The 17,391-nt window shown below is 29.0% G+C and carries 12 protein-coding genes; 3 read left to right on the top strand and 9 right to left on the bottom strand.

Annotated features, from left to right (window positions below):
* Positions 1–2 precede the first annotated feature (2 nt).
* The gene (locus RT575_RS00985; protein WP_313578105.1) at positions 3–443 is read right to left on the bottom strand and encodes a DUF3408 domain-containing protein; all 441 of its coding nucleotides are present in this window, start codon (positions 441–443) and stop codon (positions 3–5) included.
* Between the two features lie 4 nt (positions 444–447).
* A complete protein-coding gene (locus RT575_RS00980) occupies positions 448–1,215 on the bottom strand; it encodes a ParA family protein (RefSeq protein WP_313578103.1) in 768 nt (255 codons plus the stop codon).
* Positions 1,216–1,828: 613 nt separating this feature from the next.
* Between RT575_RS00980 and mobA the strand changes: the two genes are divergently transcribed.
* The 3 genes from mobA (at position 1,829) to mobC (ending at position 5,662) form a co-directional block, all read left to right on the top strand.
* A complete protein-coding gene (gene mobA / locus RT575_RS00975) occupies positions 1,829–2,272 on the top strand; it encodes a conjugal transfer protein MobA (RefSeq protein WP_313578101.1) in 444 nt (147 codons plus the stop codon).
* Positions 2,273–2,278: 6 nt separating this feature from the next.
* Positions 2,279–3,562 carry a conjugal transfer protein MobB gene (gene mobB, locus RT575_RS00970; protein ID WP_313578099.1) on the top strand — a complete coding sequence of 428 codons (1,284 nt, stop codon included), beginning with the start codon at positions 2,279–2,281 and terminating at the stop codon, positions 3,560–3,562.
* A gap of 108 nt (positions 3,563–3,670) precedes the next feature.
* Positions 3,671–5,662 (top strand): conjugal transfer protein MobC, encoded by a 1,992-nt coding sequence (gene mobC / locus RT575_RS00965; RefSeq protein WP_313578097.1) that lies wholly within the window; start codon positions 3,671–3,673, stop codon positions 5,660–5,662.
* A 21-nt stretch (positions 5,663–5,683) separates the two neighbouring features.
* On the opposite strand, the gene RT575_RS00960 is transcribed toward mobC, so the two are convergent.
* From RT575_RS00960 to RT575_RS00930, 7 genes are all read right to left on the bottom strand, one after another.
* On the bottom strand, positions 5,684–6,103 hold the full coding sequence (locus RT575_RS00960; protein ID WP_313578095.1) for an IS1 family transposase: 420 nt from the start codon (positions 6,101–6,103) through the stop codon (positions 5,684–5,686).
* 470 nt (positions 6,104–6,573) lie between these two features.
* The gene (locus RT575_RS00955) at positions 6,574–7,632 is read right to left on the bottom strand and encodes a hypothetical protein (RefSeq protein WP_313578093.1); all 1,059 of its coding nucleotides are present in this window, start codon (positions 7,630–7,632) and stop codon (positions 6,574–6,576) included.
* Complete coding sequence (locus RT575_RS00950; RefSeq protein ID WP_313578091.1) at positions 7,632–8,135, bottom strand: hypothetical protein; 504 nt, start codon at positions 8,133–8,135, stop codon at positions 7,632–7,634. Before RT575_RS00950 ends, RT575_RS00955 begins: the two co-directional genes overlap by 1 nt.
* A complete protein-coding gene (locus RT575_RS00945; RefSeq protein WP_313578089.1) occupies positions 8,129–10,459 on the bottom strand; it encodes a hypothetical protein in 2,331 nt (776 codons plus the stop codon). The genes RT575_RS00950 and RT575_RS00945 overlap by 7 nt, the downstream gene beginning before the upstream one ends.
* Before the next feature lie 521 nt (positions 10,460–10,980).
* Entirely contained in the window at positions 10,981–11,994 is a 1,014-nt protein-coding gene (locus tag RT575_RS00940; RefSeq protein WP_313578087.1) for a hypothetical protein, read from the bottom strand.
* Between the two features lies 1 nt (position 11,995).
* Entirely contained in the window at positions 11,996–12,916 is a 921-nt protein-coding gene (locus RT575_RS00935) for a hypothetical protein (RefSeq protein ID WP_313578085.1), read from the bottom strand.
* A 2-nt stretch (positions 12,917–12,918) separates the two neighbouring features.
* Positions 12,919–17,385, bottom strand: coding sequence for a fibronectin type III domain-containing protein (locus RT575_RS00930; RefSeq protein WP_313578083.1), 4,467 nt, complete (start codon positions 17,383–17,385; stop codon positions 12,919–12,921).
* Positions 17,386–17,391 lie beyond the last annotated feature (6 nt).

The following is a 17,391-nucleotide window of genomic DNA, read 5'->3' as shown; positions in this document are numbered from 1 at the left end:
TTTTATAATATTGGTTTATGTTTATCATTGTAATTCTTAATAATCTGGTCACTAAATTCATCGAAATGATGTATTAATAAATTATCTAAATAGTTATAAATCGAGATTTTATCTTCACCAATTACTTGAATTATTCTTGTTAACTTTTCATGAAAAGTAGGTCTTATGTAGACAGTTTTTCCATCGCGAGCATGAGTATCAGTTTTTCTGAAAAATGTCTTTTCATAATCAATTTCAGTATTTTTTCTTGAACTGTTTTTACTTTTGACAAAGGTTTTTGCAGATTGTTTTTCAATAGATTTTTTCTCTGGTTCTTCAGAAACTTCTATTACTGATTCTTGAGGTAACTCTAAACCATCTTTTTTTACTCCATCAACCATAATATTCATCATCAATTCTTCATTGATTTCAGGAGTTATTTTTTTATTATTTTCTTTTTCCATCAACTTACAATTCTATAATTTTTAAAAATTCATTTAAGAAAAGGTCTAATCTACAATTATTCATCAAACGAATATCAGGAGGAAGTAAAGTAGATCGAAAAATAACTTTACTATAATCTTCACTTTCTTTCCGAAATCCAGCGCTGTTTTTAATTGAATTTTTCATTAAGTCTAATCCTAATTGCTCAATAATGCCATTATATATATCATATAAATAAGTACTTTCTCTACCATCAACTTGATTCCAAAATAGATTAACTGTTTTTATAGATGTCTCTCCCTTTTTCATAATTACATCTTTTAAGATTTGAGAGAAAATAAGTGTACTTTCCATTATCAAACGATCAGCTGTAATAGGCGTAAAAATGTGATGCATACCTGCTAATGCTTTCAATATTCCTGGAGTATTTACCGTACCAGGTAAATCAAAGAATATGACATCAATGGGGACCGATGAATTATCAATGTACTTTTGAGCGGCTTCTAGTACATTTTCTGATTTATGTTGTATTATGTCATAAGCTTTCTTATTAATCGTTGTAAATTGTTGATAGGCAAGCTTTTTTAAAGCTTCATTTTTCATCACCATTTTAAAATCACGTTCTCTCATCTTTGTAAGACTATGCTGAGGAAAATCTGTATCAAATATTGCTACATTATAGCCTAAACGGTAATGAAATTCACTAGCAATAAGTGTTGTAAATGTACTTTTCCCTATGCCTCCTTTTTGAGAAGAAAATGCTATAAAAATTGTATCGTGTTTTGCCTTCATATATAATTACTTTAACAGTTACTTATCTGGTTTAGCATGTACATACTTTAGTCAATAATTAGATATTTACATCTGTTTGTATATGCATTATTAAAAATGTACTTAAGTACTTTTATAAGGGGTTATCATTTTATGTATCTACCGATATATTAATGTATCAATCTAACTACCTCTTCATGTATAGCAATATTTACTTTTATAGATAACTCATTACTTATAAACCTATCTGAAAAGGTAATTACGTAGTGACGTAGATACCTATTTACTTTTCTACATCCTTTTGTATGTACAAATAAAATGAATGACTTTATGGACTTTCAATTTCTGGTAGGACTTGGCATTTAAAAGCAGAATTTGTCTAGTTGTTTTATGATAAAACTCTTGTAAACAACTTTTTACTTTGTTAAATAATAACTATTAACAAACAATACAGCGTCTATTAAACTATTTAAAGAGAAGTTATAAATAGTCTTTGTGTAAAAAGGTGTTCATCAGAACACTGCAAGTTGTGTTTTGAGGCACTAAAAACAAAGTTTGTGCCTCAAAACAACTTGCCCTACGGGGCTTAGAAAATCTTCCGAAGTCAGATTTTGTATAAATTAAAAATGGATATATGAGAAAAGAAAATAACAAGGATAATACTAAAAGTAAAAACAAAGGTGGACGAATTCCTAAAGTAAATCCTAGAATTCATCGCCATGTTTTTAGATTAAATAAAGAGGAAAATATTAAACTATTATCGCTTTTTAAGGAATCTGGAATGTCTAATAAAGCAAAGTTTATTATTTCTCTTTTGTTTAATAAAGAGATAAAAACAGTTAAAATAGATAAAGGAACACTTGATTTTTACATGCGATTAACAACTTTTCACGGTCAATTTCGTGCTATTGGAGTTAATTATAATCAAGTTGTGAAGATATTATACAGTCATTTTACTGAAAAAAAAGCAGCTATTTCTTTATATAAATTAGAAAAACAAACAAAAGAACTGGCATCATTATGTCAAAAAATTATTCAAATAACAGAACAGTTTGATACAAAATATCTGAAAAAGTAAGATTAAATGATTGCTAAAATTGGAAGAAGTAGTAATCTCTATGGAGCTTTAGCCTACAATACTTTGAAAGTTGAAAAAGAAAATGGACAGATTTTGTATATGAGTAAAATGATTGAAACTTCAAATGGGAAATATTCTATCGGTCAGTTAATACAATCTTTCTCATCTTATTTAATTGCTAATCGCAAAACTGAAAAACATACTTTACATATTTCACTTAATCCAAATCCAAAAAATAAGGTAAGTGATAAGCAGTTTCAAGAAATTGCAAAGCACTATATGGAACAAATGGGGTATGGTGAGCAGCCTTTTATTGTTTTTAAACATACTGATACAACTAGAACACATATTCATATTGTATCGGTTTGTATTGATAAACAAGGAAAGAAAATTTCGGATAAATTTGAGAAAAAACGTTCTATGAAAATATGCAGAGAAATAGAACAAAAATTTGGATTAATTCCTGCTACAAAGAAAGATTTTAAAATAAATAATAATTTTTTCAAGCCCGTAAATTATTCTGATGGTGATTTAAAAAGTCAAATTGCTTCAGTGGTACGTTATCTACCTAGTTATTATAAATACCAAACTTTTGGAGAGTACAATGCGCTACTTTCATTATTTAATATTACAGCTGAAAAAGTTGAAGGAGAAATAAATGGAAAAATTCAAAAAGGACTATTATACTTTCCTATCAATGAAAATAAAGAAAAAATAGGTATGCCATTTAAAGCCTCTCTCTTTGGTAAAAATGCTGGACTAATAGGTTTAGAGACTCTTTTTAAAAAGAATAAAAATAAATTAAAAAATCATCCAAGTAAATTAACATTAAAACTAGCTATTTCAAGTGCTTTTAAATCTACGAACAATGAACAAAATTTCAAAGAATCATTAGCGGAGCAGAATATTAATGTTATCGTTCGTAAAAATAGTGAGAATCGTATTTATGGAGTAACATTCATTGATCATAATTCAAGAATAGTTTACAATGGCTCACAATTAGGTAAAGAATTTTCAGCAAACATCTTTAATAATTATTGGAAAAAAAATACATCCGAAATGAATGTTAGTGATAAACATCAACAATCAATGAATTATAATTATGATGATGCTAATTTTCTAAATGAAGAAAATCATCATTTATTTGATTTTTTAGATAACATTCAACAACAAGAAACTTCAGCTGATATTTATATAGGATTACTTCCTAAAGCACAAAACGAAGATTATGAAGAATTAGATTCTGTTATTAAACCAAATAGAAAACGCAAAAGGAAAAGAAATCAATAATTTTATTCGTTGTCAAATCATTCCAATTGCAACCATTTTATGCCAAATCTTATTATCAAAGCATTGAGTATATAAGTTTAACTCAACTTAATATTAAATATTCTATACATGCAAGGAGAAGATGACTTAAGAGGTTTAGCTAAAATAATGGGTTTTATGCGAGCAGTAAGCATTATATTAGTCCTCATGCACTTTTATTGGTTTTGCTATTCATTATTTTTAGATAATGGTTTAACTCTTGAAGTTATCAATAAAATATTGATTAATTTCAATCGTACAGCAGGATTATTCTCCTCCATTATTTTTACTAAAATTTTTGCTGTTTTATTACTCGCTCTAAGTTGTTTAGGAACAAAAGGTGTTAAAAATGAAAAGATTACTTGGTCTAAAATATATTGCCTTTTATTTATAGGTATTGTTTTATTTTTCTTCAATTTTCCATTATTAAAATTCAATCAAAAAGTAGCTACAATTTCATATTTCCTCACGACAAGTTTAGGTTATATCGCTATTATGGTTGCTGGAGTTTGGATGAGTAGATTACTCAAAAATAATTTAATGAATGATGTTTTTAATAATGAAAACGAAAGCTTTATGCAGGAAACTAAATTAATGGAAAATGAATATTCTGTTAATCTTGCTACAAAGTTTTATTACAAAGAAAAATGGAATAAGGGTTGGATTAATATTGTTAATCCTTTTAGAGCAACTATTGTTTTAGGAACACCTGGTTCTGGAAAATCATATGCTGTTATTAATAACTACATTAAGCAACATATTGAAAAAGGATTTTCAATGTACATCTACGACTTTAAATTTGATGATCTTTCTACTATTGCATATAACCATTTATTAAAACATCAAGATAAATACGAAATACAACCAAAATTTTATATCATCAATTTTGATGATCCAAGTAAAAGTCATCGATGTAATCCACTGAATCCTGATTTTATGACTGATATCTCAGATGCTTATGAAGCAGCATATACTATTATGCTAAACCTTAATAGAAGCTGGATACAAAAACAAGGGGATTTCTTTGTAGAAAGTCCGATTATTTTATTAGCAGCTATTATTTGGTATCTTAAAATTTATGAAAATGGTAAATACTGTACATTTCCACACGCAATTGAGCTATTAAATAAAAAATATTCAGATCTTTTTACTATTCTAACATCTTATCCTGATTTAGAAAATTATCTTTCTCCTTTTATGGATGCTTGGCAAGGTGGTGCACAAGATCAATTACAAGGTCAAATTGCTTCAGCTAAAATTCCTTTATCACGGATGATCTCTCCTCAGTTATATTGGGTAATGACAGGGAATGATTTTTCACTTGATATAAATAATCCCAAAGAACCTAAAATACTTTGTGTAGGAAATAATCCCGATCGTCAGAATATTTATTCTGCAGCTTTAGGTTTATATAATTCAAGAATTGTAAAACTCATTAACAAGAAAGGACAATTAAAAAGTTCCGTTATTATAGATGAGCTACCTACAATTTACTTTCGAGGGTTAGATAATCTTATAGCAACAGCAAGGAGTAATAAAGTGGCAGTATGCTTAGGTTTTCAAGATTTCTCTCAGTTAATTCGTGATTATGGAGACAAGGAAGCAAAAGTGATACAAAATACTGTAGGAAATATTTTTAGTGGTCAAGTAGTTGGAGAAACGGCTAAAAGTTTATCAGAACGATTTGGAAAAGTATTACAAAAACGTCAAAGCATGACAATTAATCGAAGTGATAAATCTACTTCTATCTCTACTCAGTTAGATAGTTTAATTCCAGCTTCTAAAATCTCTACTCTTACGCAAGGAATGTTTGTAGGAGCTGTTTCGGATAATTTTGATGAGCGTATTGAACAAAAAATATTTCATGCTGAAATTATAGTTGATAATGAAAAAGTTGCTTCTGAAACTAAAAACTATCAGAAAATTCCATCAATCCAATCATTTAAAAATAAAAACGGGAAGGATCAAATGAAGCTAGAAATTGAGGCAAATTATACACAGATAAAACTAGATACTTTAAGTATCATTGAATCTGAACTTAATCGTATTGAAAATGAAAGTAATTTAATAAAACCAGATTAATTTGAATTATACAAAAAGAAATCACGTCCAAAAATAAATTTTTAAAATAGCTGTTGTAATTGTTATACTCCTAGAAAAACAGATTGTTTTCCTTTGAAATCTTTTTAAAGATATTTTAATGGTAAGATTTTTCCTTTCAATATGATTTGTACCATATTTCCTTGTAAAATGAAAATTTTTTGGAATAAGAAATTTATAGTTAGCAAGTTTATCTGTATAAATTCTTTCTGGTTTAGCATTTAATAACGTTTTTACAACCGTATTTAGTGTTTTATTTGTCCTTTTACCAAATGAAAATCCGACCACTTTTTTTGTTTCTCGTTCTAAAGCATAAACCAACCATTGTAAATTTTTCTTTTTATGAATATAAAATCTCATTTCATCAATCTCATATCTTTTTCCATAAATTAATATTGGACGTTTGATTTTTTGAGCAATCAAGACTATTCTTTTTAGTAAAGTTGTGGTAGATATGTTTTAAGACTCTTGAAATAGACCGAATACCTAATCCCTCTTTTATAAATTCTACGATATAATTATTAATTCTATGATGATAAGCCTTATAACTATAATAATCTAAAAATCTACACCTACATTTTTTGCAGAAAAATTGTTGCTTTTTTGTTTTAGTATGACCATTTTTAACTATTTTATTGGAATAACAGAATGGACAAATTTGAGTATCACTAACTTTGATACACGAGGTAGAAAAATTAATCATTTTAGGCTGTTTCTTTAATCTAAAAATACAAAAGAGTAGATTATCTCTACTCTTTTGTATTTTTAGATTAAATATTTTCATTGACTTTTAGTAACGTAACTTTTCAAAAAAAAACATATCATTAAATATGATAAATTACCACGTTTAATTGATTTTCTGTAAGTTCCTTTCCTAATGATGAAATCTAAACTTAACTATCTTTATCAAAAATATATAAAACTTTACCTTGCGTTAAAACACCCAATTTTTCATCATTTCCATCTATCTTACTGATACGTGATTGATATCCATTACCATCGTCTTCAAACTCATGAAACCAATCGATTTGTTTCGTCTGACGATTAAATGCCGCAACCTTTACATCGTGATGACTTCCAAAATAGATGTGGTTATCAGTTAAAACAAAGTCTTTTAAGTCATTCCTAATTTTTTGAGCTAAAAATTCCTCTGTAAAATCTAATAAAGTAATTTCTCCATTTTTCGGATTGATTTCCCAATAGAACTCCCACATAAAACCTATGAGTGTATTATTTTTCTCGTCGATAACAGTGGCTTCAGACAATGGAATGGCAGGGGGTAACCATTCGCATTGAAAACTTGGTATATCGTGTATTTGATAGATTAGTTTTCCCGTTTCCACATCAAGTGCAATGATAGTGTGATGATTCAAGGTAATCCATAGTTTTCCCTCCAATAATCCGATAAACTTCTTTACTTCCCAATCAGCAGCCTTGTCATAATTGTCGTCATGTGGATTGTTTGGAATGGATTGTAAGTCGAATTTCCATATTTCACAACCATTTTTGACAAAATTTAATTGTACTTGTTTTGTATGAATTTGCAATAAAAAATCATTAATTCTATGAAAACTCCCTTCAATAGTATAATTCAATTTTTCTAATTCCTCAAATGGCTTAAATTGAAATTTGTATAAATCACTTACCCAACGTCCATTTTCATTCTTAAATATATTTTTAGAACTAATAAAATTATTCTCATACAATGTAGTTGGCTTAAATACTATGTCCATATCATATATAGCCTTACCATTTATATCAAAAAACTCCGTGGTATTTTCATTTGTATAACAACAAAAACTATCTTCATAGAAGAAAAATCCTGAGTTCTCAATTTCTATCAAATTTCCATTGAAATATATTTGACTATTACTATCTTCAAAAGCGACATTTTTTTTTGAAATACAAAAATCATTAATTTTATCTATTATATTAACTTGTTTAAATAACATTAGTTTGATTTTATAAAATTATACAGTTTACTATCTGTCTTATTTATTATTGATTTAAAATCTGATATTAAAATAGTCTTTAATTGTCCTTCACTGATGTTTGTTGGATATGATAACATATCAAATATACTATTTCTAATATTCTTGTTTCTCCATATCACATCAAATGTATTATCTAAATTCTTCTCATACATTTTTTTAAACTGCTCTACAATTTTTTCTCTATTAGCGAATTTTTTAGCATCAAACTCATATCTTATTTTGTTAATGCCTTCTGCATCTTGTAGGTAGCTCAGATGTTGTTTTAGGAATGCATCACTGGTTGATATTCTATTGATAGATGCTTCGCTGTAACTCTTGTATTCGAACTTAATTCCATTATTTAATTCAATATCAAATCTACATTTTTCACAGATATTATCAATCTCCCCTTCAAATTTTCCATCAAATTTTTTAACTGTAGTTGTAGTAATCTCAGGAGTCTTTTTAATCTTATCTAACATAAACGTGCTCCTTCCATTGCATAGTTCGGTGAACCTCCGCTATTAACTTTTTTAAGTTCTTTTAGTACATCATCAAAACCATCTTTTTTAGAATACTTATTAGAAAAATCTAATACATCATCCAAATATTCATCCATATTTTTAAGGAAATTGGTTGTCGCTGTACCACAGGTAGTACATCCTGCACGAACATTGGCTTTGATAATATCTTGTAAACCTTGTTCTCCTCCTATATATGATAATGCTTTTTTGTTCTTTTCTGTTAAAAATTCGGCAACTTTGCGAACTGTATTATCATCTGTCGCAAATTTGGTTTCTCTACCAAAGGTTTTTAGTATTAATTCTTTAGAATCTTTTAAAAGTGGACTAATTTCATCACTGTATTTCAGTGCATTTCTCACATAATCTCCATCAATATATTTAGAATCGGCTTTAACACCATCTAATACTTTCTGTGTTAGCTTTTGATCGCCACCATAATAAACTGAAGATACATGAACTTCGTTGGCTCCAATTTCGCTAATCTTTTTGGCTTCTAGGATATAACCGTTGGCATTGTCTGCTTTTCTGGCTACTATACCAACTAGCTGGCTAGCATCTTCGCCCACTTTCAGAGCTCCCTTCATGTATGCAGAACCTGCTAACGGTATTGCAAATGAAGCACTGTAAATAGTTGCATTGGTATAATCGCCTCGGATACCTGCATATACAGCCCCAAAAGGATCGGTAAACGTATCAACACCTGGTATTAGCCCTACACCATCTACTACACCATAAACTACATCGTCAACCAACGCCATTTTATCAAAATTGTAAAAATGTTTTGATAATATTGGACTAGTATTTAAAGATATTTCTACTTTACTGCCCCAAGCCCATGATTCTTTAGATTTTTCCCATAATTTATTAGTTAATTTTACATCATCTATATAGATTTCTCTAAACTTGCCTAAATCGTCAGTTGAAATAGTTTTCCAAAGATTAGCATTGTTAATACTTCCTTCTTGTTCTTCTTTTGTTGTGTACTCAAAGTATAGTTTATTCGCTTTTTCTAAATATTGAGCATAAAGTCCTAGATATTCTTTGAAATTAGTATTCTTATACTCATCATTTAAGCTACGAATAGCATCATAACCTTTGGACTCGTAAAATGTTAGATTGTTAATAAAAGGATAACCTTTAATATCTTTAACCGAACTTTCAGCTCTTTGAATAATTTTACCATCAGCCATTTTATAATATCTATTTACAAATAATGGCTTAGGTATTTCAGTATAAATACCCAATACTTTACTTAACCATTTTTTCTTGGTATCTATTTTTACAGCTGAATATTTTACGATATCATTATCTTTTGTTTGAGAGAATCCGATTGGTAAACAATCTGTATCATGTGCCACTTTATAAGTGTAAGGCACTATAATAAGCATTGCTTTTTTACCTCCTAATTCTCCTGCACTAGATTTTATAACTTCGCTTGCTAATTTATCTACAAGGTCTGCTTTATAGAATTCTTTAAAATTTCTTTTTAAGAAAACAACTCCAACATAAGTGTCTTTTTTGTAATATGATAATAAATGAAGTTTATCTTCTAATAACTCTAAATCATCTTTGTCTATATCTGTAATAGAACCTTCTTTTCCAGAATTATTTACATATTGAATATGACTGTATTTCCCTTGTTCTCTTTCTTTGGTTTGAATAGATTTTCTATCGTTAAATCCTTTTAAAAATACAGTTTTTATAGACTGAATATCTTTGTCTGAAGGTATAGATAAATATTCGAAAGAAGTTGTATTACATTCTTCATTACTACCGTCATCTGATTGATTATTAGGATCAAATTTCCAATTATTATTCCCATTATCAACAGTAGAACTTGTAGCCCCAATACAAGGTAAATCTTTTCTATTATCATTATTCTCATGGATAAAACTAGATAAATCACTATTTGCTTTAAGGTATTCTTTTACACCTACGTATTTATAGGTTGTTTTTCCACATGGATTATTCTTATTAAAGAATAAATAAATATCTTTTGTATCATCTAATTTAGACTTATCAATAGGATTTATTTTGAAAATAATTGTGTCTGAGTTTTCTTTAGACTCATATCTATTTTCATTATAATTCCATGTATAGTATTTATTATCTAATTTAAATCTAGGTAAAGTTCCATCGTCAGCATATTTTTTGTTATCTTCTATTATGTAATCTATATCATCAGTTACAGTTGAAGAAGCAACAGAAAAAACAGAATAATTTGGCGTAATTGCATAACCACCATTAAACTCCCCCTCACTCTGATCTTGGAAAGCATACAATTTAAACTTAGGATCTCCGATTTGTTTCCAGTCTAGGTGAGATAGGATGTTGGGCGTTCGAGCGGGTTTTTCGTTGTATCTTTTGTTCGCTAGTTCGCTACACAAAAGGATGTCACTACAACCCCTAACGCTAAAATTACATTTTCAAAGAACGAATAAATACTCCATCACTAACTCTGATACACAAGGTAGAAAAATTAATCATTTTAGGCTGTTTCTTTAATCTAAAAATACAAAAGAGTAGATTATCTCTACTCTTTTTATTTATATATTTTTAATATTTATATTGAATTTCAGCGATTTAAATTAGTTAAAATTCCATATCACTAACTCTGATACATTACCCTACTCGTGTTATTAGGAAAGTTTTCCCATGTTGCTTTTTTGTAACTTTTATATTCTCCTAAATGAGTTCTCCCATTAATCGTTCTTTTTATATCAGCTTCAAATTGTCGATCTGTCAAATATTTTATTTCAAAACCTTCTATTGAATTTACAAATTCTTTGGGCTTGTTTCGTAATTAACCAAAAACATAAAGGTTATTCTCTGTAGTATGAACAAAGAGTTTTCCGTTGCTTGATTTTAAATCTTTTACTAAACCTTTTTCTTCAATTTCTGTGTGAAATACCAATTCTTTAGTTTCTATATTTAAAGCTCCTACTTGCAGACCTCTTTGCTCAGAAAAATATAAATATGGATAATCTACAGAAAAATAATCTGGCGAAAATCTAAATTTAACTTCTGTTTTTCCTAAATCTACATCGCCTATTTTATCGTCTATTATTTTATTTAATGGAAATAGTGTTTCTGATAAATCAATACGTTTTACTTCGTATGTTTCGGGATTACTTATCCATAAAATTTGGTCGTATAATGTATAGCCTAGTCCATTTATTAATTTTTTACCCAATGTTTCTTCTGTACGATAAAGTTCTTTACCTGTATTAACATCTAATACAATAGAAACATATTTATTCTGTAGTAAACCATTTGTAAGTAAATGAATAACTATCTTTTCTTTATAAACATAATAATAGCGTAACAATACTTCTTCTGACTGTAGTAAATCGGTAAAAGATTGTTGCCAAAGAATTCCATTGTTATTAAGTTTATAACAAAATAATTGCTCAATTGTAATTTTCAAATAAGTATTATTTATAAATAATTTTGGAAATCTACCAATATTATGATACTCTGTTATTTTATTTATTTTATTATCATACTTAATTATATTTCTATTTGAATTAAGAATATATAGTTGATCATTTTCTATGAAACTATGTGTTAATATTAAACCAAAAAGTAATTTATTGTTTTCATTTATTACATAAACATTTTCTCTTTCTTTATCACTTTTAGGCTGTAATAGTATATAATTATTAAATTTTTTTAAAAAAAAAACCCCTATATTTTCTTTTTTAAGAACCTTTAAATGAGTGTCATATATTGTTAAAAAGGTGTCATTTCCTACATAAATTTGATTATTAAGAATTTCAAATTCTTCTGCATTATTAATTATATTTTTTCTTATCATCCTATTTGAAAATTAAATTATACCAATCATTATTTGACTCTATAAATTCTAATACTTCTTTTACATTTGTAATTTCATTACGATAATTTACATCATTTGCATAATTATCGATTAATTTTATTGTTTGTTGTTTATCTAACATTTTCCTCCCTTCATTAGAAGAAAGATATTCAATCACTTTTTCTTTGGTTAGTTTTTGCCCTTTGATACGCCATTGTAAATTGTTAAGACTTTCGATATTGTTTAAATCCCTTTTTACAAACTCATCTAAAAATGTTTTCTGTGAAACAGTTTTATCTCCTCCGTACCATTTATATTCTATTAAAAGATCATCGGCATTGCTTGTAGTCAACCCTTTATCATTTACAACAACATCTATAAAGCCATTTGAATCGTCAATTTTACTTACCCTTACTTCACGATTTATTGTTTTTCCTGTAAAGGTTTTTGTGTCATTTGCTATATCTTCCAAAATATAAAAAACACCTTGTTTTGAATTATTGGCAGAACCTGTAAAAACATTAAAAAACTTGTCGCATTCTATGCAATTTATATCATTCTTTTTTAAAGCAGATATAAAATTATCTATTTTATCTACAATTTCTTTATAACCAACCTGTACTCCTTTGTTTCCCCAACCATTTATTTTTGACAATATTTCGTCTGACATACCTGACGAAAGGTAATTGGGGTTTTTACGAATTTTAACAATAGATTGTAAACTTCCTATATCTTGTCTTAACTGTTTAGATTCTGAAAGTATTTTATAGGCATCATAATGTTCTACTGGAGCATTCTTGTAAAATGCTTTAAAAGCATCATTCTTAGAATTAGCTATATCAATAAATAACTCATTTGCCCAACATTGTGCATTTAGGACTATTCCTATAAATATAAAAACAATTAAAAATATCTTTTTCATAATTAGTTACATAAAATTAATGTAGGATTCTTTTCTCTCAGATTTTTCCATGCATCGAATGCTTCTTTGTTATCCAATGCTTTTAATACATCTGGAGATGCATTACCAAAATCTCTTTCAAAAATCTCTTTCAATTTTGGATCATCAAGCCACTTTCTTAGATTTGGATAATCTTTTATTAAATCATCTATATGATAACCTGTTAAATTATCCAAGGCTTTTTCTATATCTGCTTGGTTCTTACTTTCAATTTTCGTTAAACGATTTCCTGTTTTGGTTTCTATTAAAACTGTTCCTGTTCCTTCGTCTACTAATTTAACACCTTTGTTGGCTAATTTTCTATCCAGTTGTATAGATGCTTCTAGTAAGCTTTCACTTAACTTTGTAAATGTTTTCAATTTATTTAAAGCAGATACTTTTGTTATCGCCCATTCTCCTGCTGTAAATACTATAGGAACTACCATTACCGTTATTTCTCCATATTTATAAGCACACATATTTTGTGAGTTATCATATTTCAAAATATCTTCATTTTTATCACATTCTGTAAAATAATTTTTGATAAAACTATCTCCTACTTCTATCGATTTTTCAACTGCTACTATACTACTATTAGCTGGTGGATATAAAATAACCTCTAAAGCTTGTCGTGGAGTTACAGTTTGATTTCGAGAAATTGTTTCAAGATTTTTATAATAATCTACATAAGATTTCATAGTCATTAATGCATTTCCTTTTATTAATGCTACAACTCCTTCTACTATTTGTACAACATCTACACTAGCTACCAACTCATGTGTAGCTCCTGTAATAAATTTAACTGTTGAAGATGAGTTCTTACAACTTTCTTCGTTCGTAGCACAATACAATACTCCAAAGAAACCATAATAAGTTGCTGTACCTACTTCCATCGCGATTTGCTCTGATCGTTCTGCAGTTTTGTAGGCTATATTTTCTTTTAATGACTTTAATGCTTTATTAACATACTCTTTCGCACACGTATCATTGGACTTCCCTCCTTCTGGTAATAATTTTAGTAACCAATCTGGTGTTCCAAAACTAAAATCCAATGTTGATTCGCCATTTGCTTCTAAAGTTGCGATGATATAACTTGCTTGTTTTTTAGCTTCTACCAATTTTTGTTCATAGTCAGGGTCTTTTTTATCTAACAATGAGTAAGTAATATTCTTTTCAGGGAATTGTGCTTTTATTTTATCTTCAATAATTTTATTGGCTTTTTGTAATAATTCTTCATTTGTTCTATTTTTACTTTCATCACAACCTAAATATCCTGAATAGATATCTGTATCTTTCGGTTCTTTTGGGCGATTTATTTTATCTATTTCAGCAATATAACCTACTAATGCTTGCTTGTCTTTACGAGCAATAATATCTTTTACGTCTCTGTAAAGTGTACGTATAAACTTACGTTCTTTACACTCTTTGTCAAGATTATAAACCAACCAAATAAATCGATTATCAGCTGGCGTAGTGTTAATAAATGGATATTTATTTTGATTAGAATCGATATACTTTTCTAAAGTAGTATCCCAATAATAATCAGTTCCTTTATTGATGAAGCCTTCTACAAATCCATATTCTAACTTAATATCATCGTACGTAAGAATAAGATTAGAATCTGTTTCAAATAAATCGAAATTAGGAGATAATCCAAATCCATTTGCTAACTCTCCCTCACTTTGCCCTTGGAAAGCATACAATTTAAACTTAGGATCACCGATTTGTTTCCAGTCTAGGTGAGATAGTAATTCTCCTGTTCCATAACCCATCAATAATTTATCGCTATTACTTGTTGGATGTTCTAGTTTAAATACACCATGTCCTAATTCGTGGGCTGCTGTTTTGATTGGGGCTTTCCCAAATACATACCCAAATTGCCCATTGAGACGCATATACCCATATTGACCTGTAGAAGAAGATTTCTCTGTTACAAAAACCACATAACGTAATTCTTTACTACGCTTATTCAGGTAATAATTGTTGATTTTTACTTGATCGCTTCCATACGTACTCATCAGTTTTGGGTCACCTGATGCTATTGTATTTCCGATTCCTAAATCGGTAATATCTAAAACATCTTCTTTTACAATTTCAAAGTCAACGCCTACAACTTTATAAGATTTTTTGATGTTTTCTTCAATTTCTTTCAGTTTTCCTTCAGATATATTATCTAATGGAACCAAATGTACCTTTGGTTTCTCATTCTTGATATGAACTAGATTAAACGAACTAATAATTTGTTGTTTCCCGATTGAATCGGTTGGCATTGCTACTGCAATTATTTCTTCTTCGGCATAATTGTAAACGCCTTTTAATTCTAATTCATACAAACGTTGTGTAGACGAAACTTTATTTTCTTCTGCATTTATTTCTTTTCCTTCCTTTAAGGTTTTAAAAATAATTTTAGCGTCTTTCAACGTTTCATCTGTAATGGTTACATTAGCCTGTAAAACATCTTTTTTTCCGTTTACAACCAATTTGTAAGGAACCGCAACAGTTACTCCTTTACTGTCTTTTACATTCGCATAATCACTTAGTGCTAAACCAGAATTTAAAGGCGTATCAAACGTATAAGTCGTTTTATCTTTTAATTCTTCCCATTTTAGTGTTATACCTTTAGCTGTATAGTTTTCTACTTTACTATTTTTTCCACTTCCTGATATACCTTCGGTATTAGATGAAGTTGATGCTCCTCCTTTGGCTATTTTTCCACCATCGGTTACATTACCATCTTTGTCTACTTCCCAAATATTACCTTCGGAATCTACTATTTTGGTTTCTTTTCCGCCATCATAGGTTTGACTCGCTCCTTCTTCTCCATTTTCGCCTGGTTTACCTTTTACAATGATTTTTCCTGGTGGTGGTGTTGATATATATTCTACTGATTCTATTGGATAATTGAAGTTAATATTCGTTATGTTTTGATCTCCAAGACCACTCCATAAATCACTTAATGTGTAAATTGCTGATTCATTCGGATCATACGTCGTTTCAATAACTCCACCAATTAATTGTCTTTCAGTATTGATTTGTATACTGTTAAAAACTACTTTTAGTTTCGTGTTTCCTAAATAAGGAACTACAATGTACCCTTCTCCTGTAAAATTACCATTACTACCTTTTGCAGAAATAACCGTTACAGGGAAATCGCCTGCTGTGAATATTTCATTAGCAACTAATAACTCTTGTAATGGTGATTGATTGGTTATATTACTATCAGGAAGTAAACCACATTGGTAATTATTGTCTTTATCACTACTATTTGTTGTAAACTGCTGAATATTACTATAAGAATATGCATTGGTTGTCCCATTTTCAAACGAATTGTTAAAAGACGTATTAAGCCCACAAACCGAACCTACACGATATTCATAAACTGTTTGATCTTCTAAACCTGTTATGTAAGCAGATTCCTGATAAGCATCTAGTTCCATCCAAGCAGAAGTACTTCCCTTTTTACGGTACTGTACTTTATATAAGCTATTGGGCTTTTCTCCTGGATAAGACCAACGGATTTCTACGCGTCCTCGTCCTGCATTTTTAGCTGATAAAAAAGAGGGAATTTTACAATCTTGAATGTAATCAAAATAAAAAATTTCTGATAAGCCATTGTTTTTATACACGCCATTGTCTTCGGTTGGATTTCCTCCTAAAACTGGGTTACCTGATTTCGCTTGTACTTGCCAGGCATATCGCTTACCTACTAATAATTGCGTTTTATCAAATCCATAAAATAAAGAGTTACTATAAACTTCTTCTTGATAAAGTACTGGTGAAGATAAAAATGCTGTAACAGGATCTCGCTGTGTATCCCAAATTTCTTTTAATGTAAAAATATAACGCGTATTGGGTGCTAATTGTCTCGGCATCCACTGAAAAACAAGATTCTGTATTTCGTTCTGTTTTTGTACTAACTCTCCATTTTGTGGTAAAGAAAGCATCGGTGGATCATATTGTACAAAATAAGCTGTTGAACAAGATTTCTGAGATAATGTTCGACCTGTATTACTGTCAATTACTTGAAAACAAAAATTATACATTCCTTGAGGTAATGTTCTAGCATAATCAGCGGCTGAAATCCCTCCCAAATTTTGCAATTGAAATAAAGGACGAATATCAATATTCGATAAAATAAGTGGAACACCTGGAGACAAAGTAATATCTCGCATTCCGTTAATGTATTGATTAGATACAGCTATTGGTGTTGCGTTTATACCACTTTCTAATGAAAAACGTAAACGTACATTATGCGTTGGCTCCATTAAATCGGTCATGAGCAATTGTAACTGTAACTTATTCTCGCCTGTTGTGGCATAATCTCCCAATTTTAAACTATAAGGAGGAATAAGTACAGGTGTTACCTGTACTGGGTATTGTTGCGCATTTATCCAACTAAATAGAAAAAGAAATGCTATTATAAAATAATTTTTCAATAATCGTGTATTCATACTTTT

The organism is Chishuiella sp. (assembly GCF_032109125.1).
GTDB lineage: Bacteria > Bacteroidota > Bacteroidia > Flavobacteriales > Weeksellaceae > Empedobacter.
The sequence above is the reverse complement of the archived record's forward strand: the minus strand, read 5'-3'. Positions and strand labels throughout refer to the sequence as shown.

What these genes read in the sequence shown, in the direction of transcription:
- RT575_RS00985 (WP_313578105.1), bottom strand. Translation starts at nt 443, where the DNA reads ATGGAAAAAGAAAATAATAAAAAAATAACTCCTGAAATCAATGAAGAA.
- RT575_RS00980 (WP_313578103.1), bottom strand. Translation starts at nt 1,215, where the DNA reads ATGAAGGCAAAACACGATACAATTTTTATAGCATTTTCTTCTCAAAAA.
- mobA (WP_313578101.1), top strand. Translation starts at nt 1,829, where the DNA reads ATGAGAAAAGAAAATAACAAGGATAATACTAAAAGTAAAAACAAAGGT.
- mobB (WP_313578099.1), top strand. Translation starts at nt 2,279, where the DNA reads ATGATTGCTAAAATTGGAAGAAGTAGTAATCTCTATGGAGCTTTAGCC.
- mobC (WP_313578097.1), top strand. Translation starts at nt 3,671, where the DNA reads ATGCAAGGAGAAGATGACTTAAGAGGTTTAGCTAAAATAATGGGTTTT.
- RT575_RS00955 (WP_313578093.1), bottom strand. Translation starts at nt 7,632, where the DNA reads ATGTTATTTAAACAAGTTAATATAATAGATAAAATTAATGATTTTTGT.
- RT575_RS00950 (WP_313578091.1), bottom strand. Translation starts at nt 8,135, where the DNA reads ATGTTAGATAAGATTAAAAAGACTCCTGAGATTACTACAACTACAGTT.
- RT575_RS00940 (WP_313578087.1), bottom strand. Translation starts at nt 11,994, where the DNA reads ATGATAAGAAAAAATATAATTAATAATGCAGAAGAATTTGAAATTCTT.
- RT575_RS00935 (WP_313578085.1), bottom strand. Translation starts at nt 12,916, where the DNA reads ATGAAAAAGATATTTTTAATTGTTTTTATATTTATAGGAATAGTCCTA.
- RT575_RS00930 (WP_313578083.1), bottom strand. Translation starts at nt 17,385, where the DNA reads ATGAATACACGATTATTGAAAAATTATTTTATAATAGCATTTCTTTTT.